This window comes from Parvibaculum sp. (assembly GCF_039973015.1).
GTDB lineage: Bacteria > Pseudomonadota > Alphaproteobacteria > Parvibaculales > Parvibaculaceae > Parvibaculum.
This window is the reverse complement of sequence record NZ_JBDWLT010000009.1, coordinates 25,976-41,579: the sequence shown is the minus strand read 5'-3', so window position 1 is coordinate 41,579 and position 15,604 is coordinate 25,976. Positions and strand designations below refer to the sequence as shown.

Annotated in this window: 15 protein-coding genes; 9 read left to right on the top strand and 6 right to left on the bottom strand. The window is 63.0% G+C overall.

What is annotated here, in order from left to right; translation table 11 throughout:
• Positions 1 to 24 precede the first annotated feature (24 nt).
• The 9 genes from ABJO61_RS09835 to ABJO61_RS09795 all read left to right on the top strand — a co-directional run bounded on the left by ABJO61_RS09835 (position 25) and on the right by ABJO61_RS09795 (position 9,242).
• The gene (locus ABJO61_RS09835) at positions 25 to 1,266 is read left to right on the top strand and encodes a glutamate-5-semialdehyde dehydrogenase (protein WP_348323797.1); all 1,242 of its coding nucleotides are present in this window, start codon (positions 25 to 27) and stop codon (positions 1,264 to 1,266) included.
• Between the two features lies 1 nt (position 1,267).
• The gene (locus ABJO61_RS09830) at positions 1,268 to 1,864 is read left to right on the top strand and encodes a nicotinate-nucleotide adenylyltransferase (protein WP_348323792.1); all 597 of its coding nucleotides are present in this window, start codon (positions 1,268 to 1,270) and stop codon (positions 1,862 to 1,864) included.
• A gap of 296 nt (positions 1,865 to 2,160) precedes the next feature.
• Positions 2,161 to 2,493: a ribosome silencing factor gene (gene rsfS, locus ABJO61_RS09825; RefSeq protein WP_348323795.1), complete on the top strand. Its 333-nt coding sequence runs from the start codon at positions 2,161 to 2,163 to the stop codon at positions 2,491 to 2,493.
• Positions 2,494 to 2,569: 76 nt separating this feature from the next.
• Entirely contained in the window at positions 2,570 to 3,052 is a 483-nt protein-coding gene (gene rlmH, locus ABJO61_RS09820; RefSeq protein ID WP_348323790.1) for a 23S rRNA (pseudouridine(1915)-N(3))-methyltransferase RlmH, read from the top strand.
• Between the two features lie 122 nt (positions 3,053 to 3,174).
• Entirely contained in the window at positions 3,175 to 4,731 is a 1,557-nt protein-coding gene (locus tag ABJO61_RS09815; RefSeq protein WP_348323788.1) for a hypothetical protein, read from the top strand.
• Positions 4,724 to 6,082: a peptidoglycan DD-metalloendopeptidase family protein gene (locus tag ABJO61_RS09810; RefSeq protein ID WP_348323786.1), complete on the top strand. Its 1,359-nt coding sequence runs from the start codon at positions 4,724 to 4,726 to the stop codon at positions 6,080 to 6,082. The genes ABJO61_RS09815 and ABJO61_RS09810 overlap by 8 nt, the downstream gene beginning before the upstream one ends.
• Positions 6,083 to 7,414: a S41 family peptidase gene (locus tag ABJO61_RS09805; protein ID WP_348330890.1), complete on the top strand. Its 1,332-nt coding sequence runs from the start codon at positions 6,083 to 6,085 to the stop codon at positions 7,412 to 7,414.
• 35 nt (positions 7,415 to 7,449) lie between these two features.
• Positions 7,450 to 8,706, top strand: a complete 1,257-nt coding sequence (locus ABJO61_RS09800; RefSeq protein WP_348322925.1) for a divergent polysaccharide deacetylase family protein — start codon at positions 7,450 to 7,452, stop codon at positions 8,704 to 8,706.
• A gap of 11 nt (positions 8,707 to 8,717) precedes the next feature.
• Positions 8,718 to 9,242: an RNA pyrophosphohydrolase gene (locus ABJO61_RS09795; RefSeq protein WP_348322926.1), complete on the top strand. Its 525-nt coding sequence runs from the start codon at positions 8,718 to 8,720 to the stop codon at positions 9,240 to 9,242.
• Between the two features lie 16 nt (positions 9,243 to 9,258).
• On the opposite strand, the gene ABJO61_RS09790 is transcribed toward ABJO61_RS09795, so the two are convergent.
• The 6 genes from ABJO61_RS09790 to ABJO61_RS09765 all read right to left on the bottom strand — a co-directional run bounded on the left by ABJO61_RS09790 (position 9,259) and on the right by ABJO61_RS09765 (position 15,496).
• The gene (locus ABJO61_RS09790; protein WP_348322928.1) at positions 9,259 to 10,083 is read right to left on the bottom strand and encodes a ferritin-like domain-containing protein; all 825 of its coding nucleotides are present in this window, start codon (positions 10,081 to 10,083) and stop codon (positions 9,259 to 9,261) included.
• A gap of 197 nt (positions 10,084 to 10,280) precedes the next feature.
• Positions 10,281 to 10,679, bottom strand: a complete 399-nt coding sequence (locus tag ABJO61_RS09785; RefSeq protein ID WP_348322930.1) for a F0F1 ATP synthase subunit epsilon — start codon at positions 10,677 to 10,679, stop codon at positions 10,281 to 10,283.
• Positions 10,680 to 10,706: 27 nt separating this feature from the next.
• On the bottom strand, positions 10,707 to 12,320 hold the full coding sequence (atpD, locus tag ABJO61_RS09780) for a F0F1 ATP synthase subunit beta (RefSeq protein WP_348330921.1): 1,614 nt from the start codon (positions 12,318 to 12,320) through the stop codon (positions 10,707 to 10,709).
• A gap of 160 nt (positions 12,321 to 12,480) precedes the next feature.
• Positions 12,481 to 13,365, bottom strand: a complete 885-nt coding sequence (locus ABJO61_RS09775; RefSeq protein WP_348330887.1) for a F0F1 ATP synthase subunit gamma — start codon at positions 13,363 to 13,365, stop codon at positions 12,481 to 12,483.
• 44 nt (positions 13,366 to 13,409) lie between these two features.
• On the bottom strand, positions 13,410 to 14,939 hold the full coding sequence (gene atpA / locus ABJO61_RS09770; RefSeq protein ID WP_348330884.1) for a F0F1 ATP synthase subunit alpha: 1,530 nt from the start codon (positions 14,937 to 14,939) through the stop codon (positions 13,410 to 13,412).
• Positions 14,939 to 15,496 carry a F0F1 ATP synthase subunit delta gene (locus ABJO61_RS09765; RefSeq protein ID WP_348330881.1) on the bottom strand — a complete coding sequence of 186 codons (558 nt, stop codon included), beginning with the start codon at positions 15,494 to 15,496 and terminating at the stop codon, positions 14,939 to 14,941. The genes atpA and ABJO61_RS09765 overlap by 1 nt, the downstream gene beginning before the upstream one ends.
• Positions 15,497 to 15,604: the final 108 nt, after the last annotated feature.

Sequence of the window (15,604 nt, the reverse complement as noted above, 5' to 3'; positions counted from 1 at the left end):
GGCCGGCAGGACATACCCGCGCTGATGGCTGAAATTGGCCAGAAAGCGCGCAAGGCGGCAACGGCACTGGCGCTGGCCTCGACCAAGCAGAAGGACGCGGCGCTCCTTGCCGCCGCCATGTGCGTTCGCGCCAATATCGACGACATCCTCAACGCCAATGCCGAAGACGTCGCCGACGCCCTGAAGAACGGCCTCGCACCTTCGATGATCGACCGGCTGACGCTCGATCCGCAGCGCGTGGAAGCGATTGCGAAGGCGCTGGAGGAAATCGCCGCTCTCCCCGATCCCGTCGGCTCCATGATCACGGAATGGGACCGCCCGAACGGTCTTCATATCGAGCGCGTGCGCGTACCCCTCGGCGTCGTCGGCATCATCTATGAAAGCCGCCCCAATGTGACGGCGGATGCGGGCGCGCTCTGCCTCAAGGCGGGCAATGCCGCCGTGCTGCGCGGCGGCTCGGAAGCCTCGCGCTCCAACAAGGCGATCCACGATGCGCTCGTGGAAGGCATTCTCGCCTCGAACCTGCCCGAAGCCTCGATCCAGCTCGTGCCCGTGACGGATCGCGGCGCGGTCGGTGAAATGCTGAAAGGCCTTGGCGGCAATCTCGACGTGATCGTGCCGCGCGGCGGCAAGAGCCTCGTGGCGCGCGTGCAGGAAGAAGCGCGTGTGCCCGTCTTCGCGCATCTCGAAGGGGTCTGCCATGTCTATGTGGATGGCGAAGCCGACCTCGACATGGCGCGCAACATCGTGCTGAACGCGAAGCTCCGCCGGACCGGCATTTGCGGTGCGGCCGAAACGCTGCTCGTCGACGAAGCCTGCGCGGCAACGCATCTTCAGCCCCTTGTTGCGGCACTGATCGCGGAAGGCTGCGAAGTGCGCGGCGACGAAGCCGCACAGAAGGCCGATCCGAAGGTAAAGCCCGCAAGCGAAGAGGACTGGTACACCGAATATCTGGACGCGATCATCGCGGTGCGCGTGGTGAAGGGCATCGGCGGCGCGATTGCGCATATTGCGCAATATGGCTCGAACCACACGGACTGCATCGTGACCGGCAACCAGAAGACGGCAGACCGTTTCTTCGCCGAGGTAGACAGTGCGATCCTGCTACACAATGCCTCGACGCAATTCGCCGATGGCGGCGAGTTCGGCATGGGCGCGGAAATCGGCATCGCGACAGGCAAGTTCCATGCGCGCGGTCCCGTCGGCGTCGAGCAGCTCACGAGCTTCAAATATCTCGTGCGCGGCAGCGGCCAGGTCCGTCCTTAAGGTGCGCAGTCCGTCTCTCGCACCGGGACTGAAAGTCGGCCTGCTGGGCGGCTCGTTCAACCCCGCGCATGAAGGCCATCTCCACATAACACGCATGTGCCTGCGGACACTCGGCCTCGACCGTGTGTGGTGGCTCGTTTCGCCCGGCAATCCGCTTAAGCCCGAAAAGGACATGGCGCCCTATGAGGACCGCTTCGCCTCGGCGCAAAAGATGGCGCGCGATCCGCGGATCGTGGTGAGCGGTATCGAGAAAGAGCTCGGTACGCGCTACACCGCCGACACGCTGGCGGCGCTGGCCGACCGCTTCGCCGATGTAAATTTCGTCTGGCTGATGGGCGCCGACAACATGCTGCAATTTCCAAAATGGCGAAACTGGCGCGGCATTACGGAAATGGTTCCCATCGCCGTCTATCCGAGGCCCGGCTATACGCTGAAGGCGCGCCTCTCGCCGGTCGCCACGATGCTGCGCGAATGCACCCTCGATACAGCCGATGCAGCCCTGCTGCCCGCGATGGCGGCGCCGGCCCTCGTTTTCCTGTCCGGCCCCGAAACCGGCCAGTCCGCAACGCAAATCCGGCAGGCCGGCGGCTGGGCCTGAGCACAGCATGGAACGTCACCTTGCCGTCAAAATCCCGTCATTGAATTGAGGTCTTGCGAGGCTTATTCTCTATGTGTTGCGGGCAATGCAAGGCCTGCGGCACAAGCTGGTGTATCTCGCTTGATATATCCGGCTAGATGTAACTGTTTGCGAAACCAAGGAGCGTGTTCCTGAGCAGACAATCAACGGACCTCAAGGTCCAGCAAAAACCCGGTGCGGCAAAGCCCGCCGGGGCTGTGAAACAGGCGGCGGCTTCCACGAAAAAGCCTGCGGCCGATACCGGCGAGTCTTCTGAAATGCTCGCTCTCGTTCTCGAGAGCCTGGAAGAAGACAAGGCCGAAGATGTGGTTTCCATCGATCTGACCGGAAAGACACCCATCGCGGACCATATGGTGGTCGCGAGCGGACGGTCGCAGCGCCATGTCGGCGCCGTAGCCGATCATCTCGTTCGCCGCCTGAAGGAAGCCGGGTTCGGCACGTCGCAGGTCGAAGGAATGAAACAAGGCGACTGGGTGCTCATCGACGGTGGCGACGTGGTGATCCATGTCTTCCGCCCCGAAGTGCGCGAATTCTACAGACTGGAGAAGATGTGGTCGGCCGACATACCGGCGGACCAGCTGGCCGTCTGAGGCGATAGACCCCTCAGCGAAGCTTAGCGCTTCTCTCCCGCGTACTATTGGCCGGCGCGATGCCGGACGGGGATTTATGCGCGTCCAGATATGTGCCGTGGGCAGGCTGAAGACCGGCCCTGAGAAACACCTTCTCGACGATTATCTGTCGCGCCTCGATGCCGCCGGTCGCGGTATCGGCATCACGGCACTGCCCGTTGCGGAGGTGGAGGAAAAGCGCCGCCACGAAGGCGCGGAACTCATGGAACGAGAGGCGGCACTCCTGAGCGGCGCCATGCCGAAAGGGGCGCTGATCGTCGCGCTCGATGAACGCGGGCGTGTCGAAACAAGCGAAGCCTTCGCAAAGCGCCTCGGCAACTGGCGCGACACAGGCACCAGCGACATCGCTTTCGTGATCGGTGGCGCAAACGGGCTCGCCCCCTCGCTCCGCGGGAACGCCGCACACATCATGGCCTTCGGCGCGATGACCTGGCCCCACATGCTCGCCCGCGTGATGCTGGCCGAACAACTCTATCGTGCCGTTACAATATTGTCGGGCCACCCCTATCATCGTGCGTGATACACGCTATTTGTCCGCAAGTAGACACCCCATCCCAGTTGCACTAGGTTTCGCAATTGGCTGCGGATGACGCGGCGATTCGAGCCTCCGGGTTCGCCATTACTTCATTTTTCAGGGCTGAAATGAACGGCGTTCGACCAATTGTCCTTGCCTTGCTCGATGGCTGGGGCGTCCGGGCGGAGCGCGAGGGAAACGCGGTCGCGCTGGCGCGGACGCCGATCTATGACCGGCTTGCCGCAACCTCACCTCGCGCGGTTCTCGACGCATCGGGCGTGGCGGTCGGTCTTGCGGCAGGAAAACCCGGCCATGCACAGGCGGCCTACGCAACGCTTGGCGCGGGCCGCCCCGTGGAACCGCCGCTGGCGCACATCAACCGCATCTTCGCCGATCATGGGCCGGGCGGCATCGCGGCCCATCCCGTGCTCAAGCAGATCGTCTCGCGCGTGCGGCCTCTGGGCGGCGCAGTCCACCTCATCGGCGCGATGACACCTTCGGGCATCGCCGGACACCAGAACCACCTCGCCGTGCTCGCGGCCCTTCTCAGCCATGAAGGCGTGAAAGTCTGGGTCCACGGCGTGATGGACGGCATCGACACCGACCCGCAGGGCGGCATCGAGCATTTGCGCGAATTTCTCGACGACATTGCAGGCGCTGAACATGCGGAACTCGGCAGCGTCTTTGGCCGCAGCTACGGCTTCGACGAACTCTCCGACCCGGCGGCAACCGCAAAGCTCTGGCGCGCGCTTGCCGAAGCCGAAGCACCGTATACAGAATATCCAACGGCCTATCTCGACGAATGCTACCGCAAGGGGCTGAACGACGACCGCATTCCGCCTGCCCTCGTCTCTTCCTTCCGCGGCGTCCGCCCGGACGACGCGCTTCTCCTCGTCAACCTGCAGCCGGATCATGGCCATGCGCTGCTCGGCGCGCTGACCGACCCCGTCAGCACCGGGCTTTCCCAGAAGGCGATGCCGCTGAGCGGCGTCTATTCCCTCGTCCGGCTGACACCGCCAGCCGGCGTGAATGCCGAACCTCTTTTCGAAGCAATGAGTTTTGGCGACAGTCTCGCGGAAACCATTTCGCAAGCTGGCCTGAAGCAGCTCACGCTCACGGAAAGCGTGGCGGAGGCAAACCTCTGGAACTTCGCGCGAGGCGGCGCGGCAAAGCTCTTTCCGGGCGAGAATGTCCTGGTGACAGACACACCGCCGCTCGCCCAGGCCGTAAAAAAACCGGAACTCGCAGCCGCCGCACTTACCGGCGAGCTGCTTTCGGCTCTCAAGACGCGCGAGCATGACATCATCACGGCGAATTTCTGCAATGCCGCGATTGTCGGACGGACAGGGAACCTGCGCGCCACCATTGGAGCGGTCGAGGCGATCGACAAATATCTCGGCAAGATCGCGGCCCAGATCGGCAAACGGGGCGGCACACTGATCCTCTGCGGCACCTACGGCAAGGCAGAACAGATGACCGGCCCGGAAACGGGCGGCCCCTGCACACAAACCACCGTGGCGCAGGTTCCCTTCGTCATGGTTGGCGGTTCCGGGGGCGCACTTCCCTCCGTCGGCACCCTCGCCGATGTTGCCCCGACCATCCTCGATCTCCTGGGCATCGACCCGCCGGACACCATGTCGGGCTTCTCGCTGATGGCCGAACGGGCCGACAGGGTCAGTGCGTGACATCCTGCATAGGGCGCTCGCCCCGCTGCTCGTCGCCGTCGCGCTGACCGCGCCCGCGATCTCGCCGCTGTCCGCCGAGACCGCGGAACCGGGCGAACTCGAAAAACTCCAGAAGGAAATCGGTACCAGCCTCGAGCGCCAGAAAGAGCTCAAGGCGCAAGCCGATGCCGCGCGCGCCGAGGCGGAAGAGATCAGAAAGAAACTGATTTCGACGGCCGCGCGCGTGCAGGAGCATGAAGCGGACGTGACGGCATCCGAGGACCGCTTGCAGGGCCTCAAGGGTGCGGAGGCCGTGCTGACGGCGCAGCTCGAAAGGCGCCGCGGGGAAATGGCAGACCTCCTCGCCGCGCTGACCCGGCTCGACCGGCACCCGCCGCCTGCCCTTGCCGTCCGGCCTGACGATGCACTTGCCTCCATCCGCAGCGCCCTCCTTCTCGGTACGCTGGTGCCCGAACTTCAGGCAGAGGCGGAGGAACTCCGCGACCGGCTGGAACAGCTTGCGGCCCTGCGCGACGAAATCGTGACCGAACGGGATGTGCTGTCAGGCGCCGAAGCCTCCCTCGGCAAGGAGCGCCGCGAATTACAGGCGCTTCTCGACCAGAAGCTCGCCGTGCAGCAGAAATTTGCCCGGCAGGCTGAAAGCGAGGAGCAGCGCGCCGCGCGCCTCTCGCGCCAGGCGACGGACCTTTCGGACCTGATTGCCCGCCTTGAGTCACGCGCCGCCGAGCGCCTGCCCGCAACGCGCCCCGAGCCACGCCCCGGCCCCGTTGAGGAGCCGGCACGGCAGCCCGCCCGAAACGAAGAGACCTCGCCAATCGCACAGCCCCGGGAGCCGCGCCAGGTGGCGATCCTTCGTCCGCCCTCGGCACCGCCCTCCATGCCCTCCTCGCGGCGCTTTTCCGATGCCCGCGGCCTTATACGCCCGCCGGTGACGGGAACCGTCATCCGCGACTATGGCAGCCGGGAGGGCGGCGCCATGACGCAGGGAATAACCATAGCAACCCGTGCCGATGCCCAAATTGTTGCCCCATTTGACGGCAAAGTCTCATATGCGGGACCGTTCAGGCACTACGGCCAACTCTTGATCATTTCGGTCGGAGAGGGCTACCATGTATTGTTGGCGGGCATGACGAGAATTGACTGTACAGTGGGTCAAAATATCCTTGCTGGCGAGCCGGTCGGCATGATGGGCCCACCGCCTGCCCGGGATGATCCGGCAGCACAAGACAGGTTGGCAGCGCGGGACGAGACGGGCCGCGGACCGGCGCTCTATATCGAGTTCCGGAAAGACGGCGACCCCATCGATCCGGGACCCTGGCTGCTCATGAGTGACAAGAAGGCACGTGGTTAAATGAACAAGTCCGTCTTCGCCGGTTTCGCGGTCGGTACGCTTCTGTCTTTCGCCGCCATTACCGGCGTGAAGCAGGGCTTCCTCGACACGCCAGCTCATGCGAGCGATTCCAATACCTATCGTCAGCTCAATCTCTTCGGCGATGTCTTCGAGCGCGTACGCGCCGATTATGTCGAACCGACCGACGACGCAAAGCTCGTCGAGAATGCCATCAACGGCATGCTCACCTCGCTCGATCCGCATTCGAGCTACATGACGCCCAAGACCTTCCGCGACATGCAAGTGCAGACGCGTGGCGAATTCGGCGGTCTCGGCATTGAAGTCACGATGGAAAACGGCGTTGTGAAAGTGGTGACGCCGATCGACGACACACCGGCGAGCCGCGCGGGCCTCCGCCCCAACGACTACATCACCCATATCGATGGCACGCAGATCCTCGGCCTGACGCTCTCCGACGCAGTGGACAAGATGCGTGGCGCCGTCAACACCGACGTGGTGCTGACCGTGGTGCGCAAGGGCAAGGATGAGCCTTTCGATGTGAAGCTCACCCGCGACATCATCACGATCAAATCGGTGAAGTATAATCGCGAAGGTGACATCGGTTATATCCGCGTCACCTCCTTCAATGAACAGACAGCCGATCTCCTTGAAGACGCGATCGACAGCCTGCGCAAGCAGATCGGGACTTCCCGCCTCAAGGGCTACATTGTCGACCTTCGCAACAATCCGGGCGGACTGCTCGATCAGGCCATCGCCGTAAGCGACGACTTCATCGATGGCGGCGAAATCGTTTCGACGCGTGGACGCCACCCCGAAGATACGCAGCGCCACAACGCGCGCGGTGGCGACATCACCGACGGCAAGCCCATCATCGTGCTCCTGAACGGCGGCTCGGCAAGTGCCTCCGAAATCGTCGCGGGCGCATTGCAGGACCATCGCCGGGCAACCATTCTCGGCACACGCTCCTTCGGCAAGGGCTCCGTCCAGACGATCATCCCGCTTGGCTCCGACGGCGCGCTGCGCCTGACGACCGCGCGCTACTACACGCCGTCCGGCCGCTCTATCCAGGCGAAAGGCATCGACCCCGACATCGTGGTCTCGCAGACGGAACCCGAGGAGAAGAAGCGCTCGACGCTGACGGGTGAATCCGCGCTGCCCGGCCACCTCGCCGCCGAAGAAGGCGACGAAATGGCCGGCTCCGACAGCTTCGTGCCGAAGGACAAGAGCGAGGACAAGCAGCTCCTCTATGCGATCGATCTGCTGAACGGCGCGCGCAAGGATGCGGCCTATCTCGGTGCCGGCAGGACGACCGCCAGCGCCATGGCCAATTGAGGCGCTGAGCGCACCGCCGGAGATGAATTGCGAGCATGGTGGTGAAGACAGCGGCAAGCGGCTCTTCCGGTTCGATCGGCAGCGAACCTGCAGACGATGGCAACCGTCACCTCCGTCTCCTGGCGGGCGCTGCAATCGCTGTGGCGGCTATCTATGGCGGTGTGACCGCCTGGCTATTCCTTTCCGACAGCCGCTTCGCGGGCGAGCCCGTGGTTCACGTCGCACTGGCGCCCGAGGAACCCGCCCTGCCTGCGGAGCAGGAGAACGGCGCCGAAGAACCGGACGTAACCGCGAAAACGGAAGTGCCTCCCGAATTGCCTGCAGTGCCCGCAGGCCCCGAAACCTTGACCCCCGAAGAACGTGCGTTGCTTGAAGCGGCAGAGAACCTCGACAAGGGTGTGGACGAAGACATCGCCACCGAGGTGCGGATCGTGGGCGCGGAAAGCGTATCGGGCAATGGAGCGCAAGAAGGCATATCTGCCTCCGTAGCGATTGTCCTCTCCCCCGTTCCCGATCCCGCACTGCTGGAAAAGACGACGGAAGGCTCGCTGCCGAAGATCGGCCGGGACGGCCGCCGGCCTGCCCGGGTCTATGCGCGGCCCGTACCTCCAGATACGCCCGCGACACGCCGCATCGCGCTTGTCGTGAGCGGCATGGGCATCAGCGAAAGCGCAACCGCCCACGCAATCGAGGTCTTGCCGCCGGAGGTCACCCTTTCCTTCGCGCCCTATGGTTCGAACCTCCAGCAATGGATCGAGAAGGCGCGCGATGCGGGACACGAGGTCTTGCTCGAACTGCCGATGGAACCATTCGGATATCCGCAGAACGACCCTGGTCCGCACACCTTGCTGACCAGCGCCGACGGGCGGGAAAATGTGTCGCGCCTCGAATGGCTGATGAGCCGCTTTACCGGCTATGCGGGCGTGATGAACTATCAGGGCGCGCGTTTCACCACCTCGCCCTCCGCGCTGAAGCCGGTGCTGGCGGCGCTTGAAGCGCGCGGTCTTCTCTATATCGACAACGGCGCCTCGGCGAGAAGCCTTGCGCCCACCCTCGCGCAGGACATTGGCCTTCCCGCCGTTCAGGCGACCCGCATCGTCGATCCGGTACAGAACCCGGAAGTCATCGCAACGTCACTCGACATGCTCGAAGAAGCCTCGCAACAATCCGGCGCTGCCCTCGGCGTGGCGTCCGGCTTCCCGGTGACCGTCGATGCACTGGCACAATGGACCGCCGCGCTGAAGAAGGACGGCTTCACGCTCGTGCCGGCGACGGCACTGGCACTCGATTGAGCGGAGACGACATGCCTCGCCACAAACAGGATGGAGTACCCGTGTCCCCCGAGACGCTTCCTTACCGGCCTTGTGTCGGCGTCATGCTCATCAATCGCGACGGGCTCGTCTGGACGGGAAACCGCATTCAGGAAGTCGATACCGGCAGCCCGCTGACCTGGCAGATGCCGCAAGGCGGTATCGACGAAGGCGAAAGTCCCGAAGAAGCCGCCATCCGCGAATTGCAGGAAGAGACCGGCACCGCAAAGGCGCGGATCATCGGCGAAACCTCGGACTGGCTCACCTACGACCTGCCGCCCCACCTCGTCGGCATTGCGCTCAAGGGCAAATATCGCGGGCAGAAGCAGAAGTGGTTTGCCATGCGCTTCACGGGCGAAGACAGCGACATCGACATTGCCGCCGACGCGCATCAGGAATTCAGCGAATGGGCCTGGCTCCCCGTTTCCGAGCTGGTCGAGCTGATCGTTCCCTTCAAGCGAAGCGTCTACGAACAGATCGTGCGCGAACTCGGGCCGCTGGCACTGCCCGGCAACTGAAGACCCTTGTCCTCGATCAGATCGCGGCGCGCGCGAGCTGCCAGTTGCGGAACTGCCAGTAGCGCCACGCAAGCGATGCGACGGCGCGCATGAGAAGGCCGTGCGGCTTCAGACCTGCCGCCTTCCCCACCATCGAGATAAGCCGCTCCACATGCTGACGGCGATAAAGGCCGAGAGCACGCTTCTCATAGGCCTTGGCGAAGGTCTCGCGCTTGTAGGGAACGCTCCCGTCGCCCGGCGTATTCGCCGCGTAATAGGCGCAGGCCAGTTCGTCGTCATCGGCTTCCGACACACGGCCCACCGCGACGCGAACGCGATCCAGAACGGAGGGCGGCGTTTCGCCGAGAGCGTTGAACTGATCGTAGAAAAGCTTGTAGTGACGGAACTCATCAGCCGCGATATTGCTCGCAATCTGCTTCAGCACCGGCTCGTCCGTCGCATCCTTGATCGCCGTGTAGTAGGACGAGGTGCCGCTTTCCACGACACAGCGCGCGATCAGCTCGCCGCCCCGACTGCCGCGTACGCTCTCAATGGCATCGGTCGGGATCGAATAGCCCTCCCGGAACCGCGCGAAAGCCTCGTCGAAACTGAATGCCGGATCGGCAAGCTCGGCCCAACGCGCAAGCGCCTGCCCGTGCTGAACTTCCTCTTCGCCCCACTTATGGATCGTTTCCTTGACGTCGGGGCGATCCGAAAAGACGTTGCAAAGATAGGTCACATAATCCGGCGCGTTGAACTCGACCATCGCTGCCGCCTTCACCGCGCGCAGAATATCGGGATCGACCTTCGACGCATCGAAGTCCTGCCACCTGATATCCTCGAGTGTCCAGTGACGGTTCATGAAACCCTGCCTCGCTCCTCGCCGGCTCTCCGCCGGAGATCGTCATATTACGGTATCAATATAGCGGCATGAGTGCCCGCATTTAAGGCCTGAGCCAAGGCCGATTGCCGCAGCCGCCTTCTCTCCCTCCTCGAAACGAAAGGGCGGCGCTCCGGGTTCCGGAGGCCGCCCTTGCGGGTTTCGATCGCAGAAAAGCGTCAGAGCGACTGACGAAGCTGCTTCAGATGATCGAGCTTTTCCTGCGCAACCTGGCGCTTGGCATCGGTCTTCGCGTCCGCCACGTCCTGTCCCGCATTCTCGATCTCGAGTTCAAGCGCCGCCGCATCGAGCTCGTCCAGCGGCACCGTATGCTCGGCCAGCACCGTCAGTCCAGCGGGCGTCACCTCGACGAATCCACCCCGCACGAAATAGCGCCGTTCCGGCTGCCCTTCCGTCTCGACACCGATCACACCGGGACGGAGCGTCGACATGACCGGCGCATGGCCGCCCATGATGCCCATATCGCCTTCCGTGCCGGGCACGGTTACGAGGTCGACCTGCTCGGAGATGAGCAGCCGCTCGGGCGATACGAGGTCGAAACTCAGCTTCTCAGCCATCTGCTTTCACCTTGTCCGGTAGACGCCTTACGCGGCTTCCTTCGCGAGGCGCTCGGCCTTCGCGATCGCATCTTCGATCGTGCCGACCATGTAGAAGGCGGCTTCCGGCAGATGATCGTAATCGCCGTTGCACAGACCCTTGAAGCCCTTGATCGTATCCTTCACGTCAACCAGCACACCGGGCGTACCGGTGAACACTTCGGCCACAAAGAAGGGCTGCGACAGGAAGCGTTCGATCTTGCGCGCGCGCGCCACAACCAGCTTGTCTTCTTCCGACAGTTCGTCCATGCCGAGAATGGCGATGATGTCCTGGAGCGACTTGTAGCGCTGCAGGATTTCCTGCACCTGACGCGCCGTGTCGTAATGCTCCTGGCCAACAACACGCGGCTCGAGAATACGGCTCGTCGAGTCGAGCGGGTCCACAGCCGGGTAGATGCCCTTTTCGGAAATCGCGCGGTTCAACACCGTCGTCGCGTCAAGATGCGCGAAGGAAGTCGCAGGCGCGGGGTCGGTCAAGTCGTCGGCGGGCACATAAATGGCCTGCACCGATGTGATCGAGCCCTTCGTCGTGGTGGTGATGCGTTCCTGCAGCGTGCCCATGTCGGTGGCCAGCGTCGGCTGATAGCCCACAGCCGAAGGAATACGGCCGAGAAGGGCCGACACTTCCGAGCCTGCCTGCGTGAAGCGGAAGATGTTGTCCACGAAGAACAGCACGTCCTGGCCCTTGTCGCGGAAATGTTCGGCGACGGTGAGACCCGTCAGTGCGACGCGCGCACGGGCCCCGGGCGGCTCGTTCATCTGACCGAACACGAGGGCGCACTTGGAGCCCGTCGTATCGCCATTGTTTTCGTGCGGATCCTTGTTCACGCCCGACTCGATCATCTCGTGATAGAGGTCGTTGCCTTCGCGCGTACGTTCGCCCACACCGGCAAACACCGAATAACCGCCATGCGCCTTCGCGATGTTGTTGATCAGTTCCTGAATGAGAACCGTCTTGCCCACGCCGGCGCCGCCGAACAGGCCGATCTTGCCGCCGCGCGCGTAAGGCGCGAGCAGGTCGACGACCTTGATGCCGGTGACAAGCATCTGCGCTTCGGTCGACTGCTCGACGAAGGAGGGCGCATCCTGATGGATTTCGCGGCGCGCCTCATGCTTCACGGGGCCAGCTTCGTCCACCGGCTCGCCAATGACGTTGATGATACGGCCAAGCGTACCCTCGCCGACCGGCACCGAGATCGCAGCGCCCGTGTCGCGGACCTCATGACCGCGGGTCAGCCCCTCGGTCGTGTCCATCGCGATGGTGCGCACCGTGTTCTCGCCGAGATGCTGTGCCACTTCGAGAACGAGGCGCTGGCCGTTATTATCGGTTTCAAGCGCATTCATGATCGCCGGCAGCTGGTCGTCGAACGAGACGTCCACAACGGCGCCAATAACCTGGACGATCTTGCCGACTGCGTTGCTCATACTGTCTATCCCTGCTTCGCGTGCCGGGACGCGGCTCACCGCATCCCCATTGCCTGTATCCGACGGGGCCAGCCCGTCACCCAACTCTTCGGTCTCCGGCGACAGATCCAGCGATGGGCCCTCCCATTCGGGAGCCTCGCCAGCCGCTGACGGCGCCGGGAGCGCCTTCACTTTCATGGCCCGCCCCGGAAGGATACGCGCCATGAACTTTCTTACTCTTCCGAGCAGTCGGCTTCGCCAGCCCTGCGCGGCTTCTGCCTCTTTCATCCTACCCCCAGATACTGCCAAGTGCTGCCTTTCAGGCCTCGCACCCCGCCGGGGGCATCTCCACCCTTACCTAAAGCGCTTCCGCGCCGGAAATGATTTCGATCAGTTCCTTGGTGATCATCGCCTGCCGCGAACGGTTATAGGTGATGTTCAGCTGCTTGATCATGTCACCCGCGTTACGCGTGGCGCTGTCCATCGCAGACATCTTGGCACCGAACTCGCCGGCCACATTCTCGAGAAGCGCTCTGAAAATCTGGACCGAGAGGTTACGCGGCAAAAGCTCTTCGAGAATTTCCGTCTCGTCGGGCTCGTATTCATACACTGCGCCACCGAGATCCACGCCGCCTTCGCCCGCATCGGGGACGCTGGCGGGGATAATCTGCTGCGCCGTGGGAACCTGGCTGACGACATTGACGAACTTTGAATAGAAGAGCGTGGCAACGTCGAACTCGCCGCCCTCGAAAAGCTCGAGCACGGTCTTGGCGATATCGTCAGCCTGCGCAAAGCCGATCTGGCGAATGCCCGTGAACTCATAGGATTTCACGATCTTGTCGCCGAAGTCGCGCTTCAGTGCATCGCGGCCCTTGCGACCGACAGTGACGATCTTCACCGTCTTGCCTTCGCCGATCAGCCTGTTGATGTTCTGACGCGCGAGGCGCGCGATCGAAGAGTTGAAACCACCGCAAAGACCACGATCGGCCGTTGCAACGATCACGAGATGAACCTGATCGTTGCCGGTGCCCGCGAGAAGCGCCGGTGCGTCCGAGCGGCCGATCATGCCCGACGAAAGGTTCGCCAGAACACGATCCATGCGCTCTGCATAGGGCCGCGCGGCTTCCGCCGCTTCCTGCGCACGGCGCAGCTTCGCAGCGGCGACCATTTGCATCGCCTTCGTGATCTTCTGCGTCGCTTTAACGCTAGAGATGCGGTTTCTTAGGTCCTTGAGGCTCGCCATTCGCCTTTACCTGTGCGTGGTCTTGCAGTCTCGCTTCGTTCCGGTCAGGCAAATGCCTTGGAGAACGCCTCGACGGCCGACTTGAGCTTGGCTTCGGTTTCCGAAGAGAGCTGCTTCTCGTTGCGGATCGCGTCGAGAATGTCCTCGTTCTTCGTGCGGATGCTGCGCAGGAACTCTTCCTCGAAGCGGCCGACATCGCCAATCGGAAGCTTGTCGAGATAGCCGTTCACACCGGCATAAATCACGACGACCTGCTCTTCGATCTTGAGCGGCGAGAACTGACCCTGCTTCAGAAGCTCCGTCAGTCGCGAACCGCGATTGAGGAGACGCTGAGTGGCAGCATCGAGATCCGAACCGAACTGGGCGAAGGCAGCCATTTCGCGGTACTGCGCGAGCTCGCCCTTGATCTTGCCTGCAACCTGCTTCATCGCCTTGATCTGCGCGGCCGAACCCACGCGGCTGACCGACAGACCGACGTTCACGGCCGGACGGATGCCCTGATAGAAGAGGTCCGTTTCAAGGAAGATCTGGCCGTCCGTAATCGAGATCACATTGGTCGGGATGTAGGCCGACACGTCATTGGCCTGCGTCTCGATGATCGGAAGCGCGGTCAGCGACCCGTTGCCGTTCTCGTCATTGAGCTTGGCAGCGCGCTCAAGCAGACGGGAGTGAAGGTAGAAAACGTCGCCCGGATAGGCTTCGCGTCCCGGCGGACGGCGAAGGAGAAGCGACATCTGACGATAGGCAACGGCCTGCTTCGAAAGGTCATCATAGACGACGAGGCCGTGCATGCCGTTATCGCGGAAATATTCGCCCATCGTGCAACCGGCGAAAGGCGCCAAGAACTGCAGCGGCGCGGGGTCCGACGCGGTGGCGGCGACGATGATCGAATATTCGAGCGCGCCGTTTTCTTCCAGCGTCTTCGCGATCTGCGCAACCGTCGACCGCTTCTGGCCGATGGCGACATAGATACAGTAGAGCTTCTGGTTTTCGTCGTCGCCCTGATTGAGCGGCTTCTGGTTCAGGATCGCGTCGATGGCAATAGCGGTCTTGCCGGTCTGGCGGTCACCGATGATGAGCTCGCGCTGGCCGCGGCCGATCGGGATGAGCGCGTCGATGGCCTTGAGGCCCGTCTGCATCGGCTCATGAACCGATTTCCGGGGAATGATGCCCGGCGCCTTCACGTCCACGCGACGGCGCTCGACGCCCTCGATCGGACCCTTGCCGTCGATGGGATTGCCAAGCGGGTCGACGACGCGGCCCAGAAGGCCCTTGCCGACGGGAACGTCCACGATGGCGCCCGTGCGCTTGACCGTGTCGCCTTCCTTGATGTTCCGGTCGGAACCGAAAATCACGACGCCGACATTGTCTTCTTCGAGGTTCAGGGCCATGCCGCGGACACCGCCCGGGAACTCGACCATTTCACCGGCTTCGACATTGTCGAGACCGTAAACGCGCGCGATACCGTCACCGACGGAAAGCACCTGGCCGATCTCGGATACCTGCGCATCTGCGCCGAAATCCTTGATCTGCTGCTTGAGGATGGCGGAAATTTCCGCGGCCTGAATGTCCATCAGGAAGCCTCTTTCATGGCAATCTTCAGAGAATTGAGTTTGGTGCGCAGCGAGGAATCGATCATCCGGCTACCCACCTTGACGACGAGCCCGCCCAGGAGCTCCGCATCGACCTTGGTATTGATTCTGACATCGCGGCCCGTGGCGGATTTGAGTGCCGCCTTCAGGCTTTCGACCTGCGCATCGCCGAGCGAATGCGCAGAGGTAACATCGGCCGTCATTTCACCGCGCTTGGCCGCCAGAATGGCGTTGTAGGCCGAGATCATCCCGGAAAGCGCGAAAAGACGGCGATTTTGAATGACGAGTCCGACGAAATTCTGCACCAGACGGGAAATTCCCGCCTTTTCAAGCACCGCGCCAAAAGCGCGCCCCTGCTCGTCGGCGCTGAACACGGGGCTGCGGACGAGACGAGTCAGATCCTCGCTCTCGTTGAGCATGGACTCGATGTTGCCGAGATCGGCAGCCACTGCGTCCAGCGCGCCCTGCACTTCCGCAAGCTCGAAAAGTGCCGTCGCATAACGGCCGGCCACGCCAGAGACGGGATGATGAGATGACACGTGCGGTGCTCGCCTGTGCTTTTCGTGGGGACCAGCGCGGCGGCCCGGAAGGCCTCGCGCCAATTATTTGAAATCATTAGCAAATTCCGGCCTCGGCAGATGCTCGAA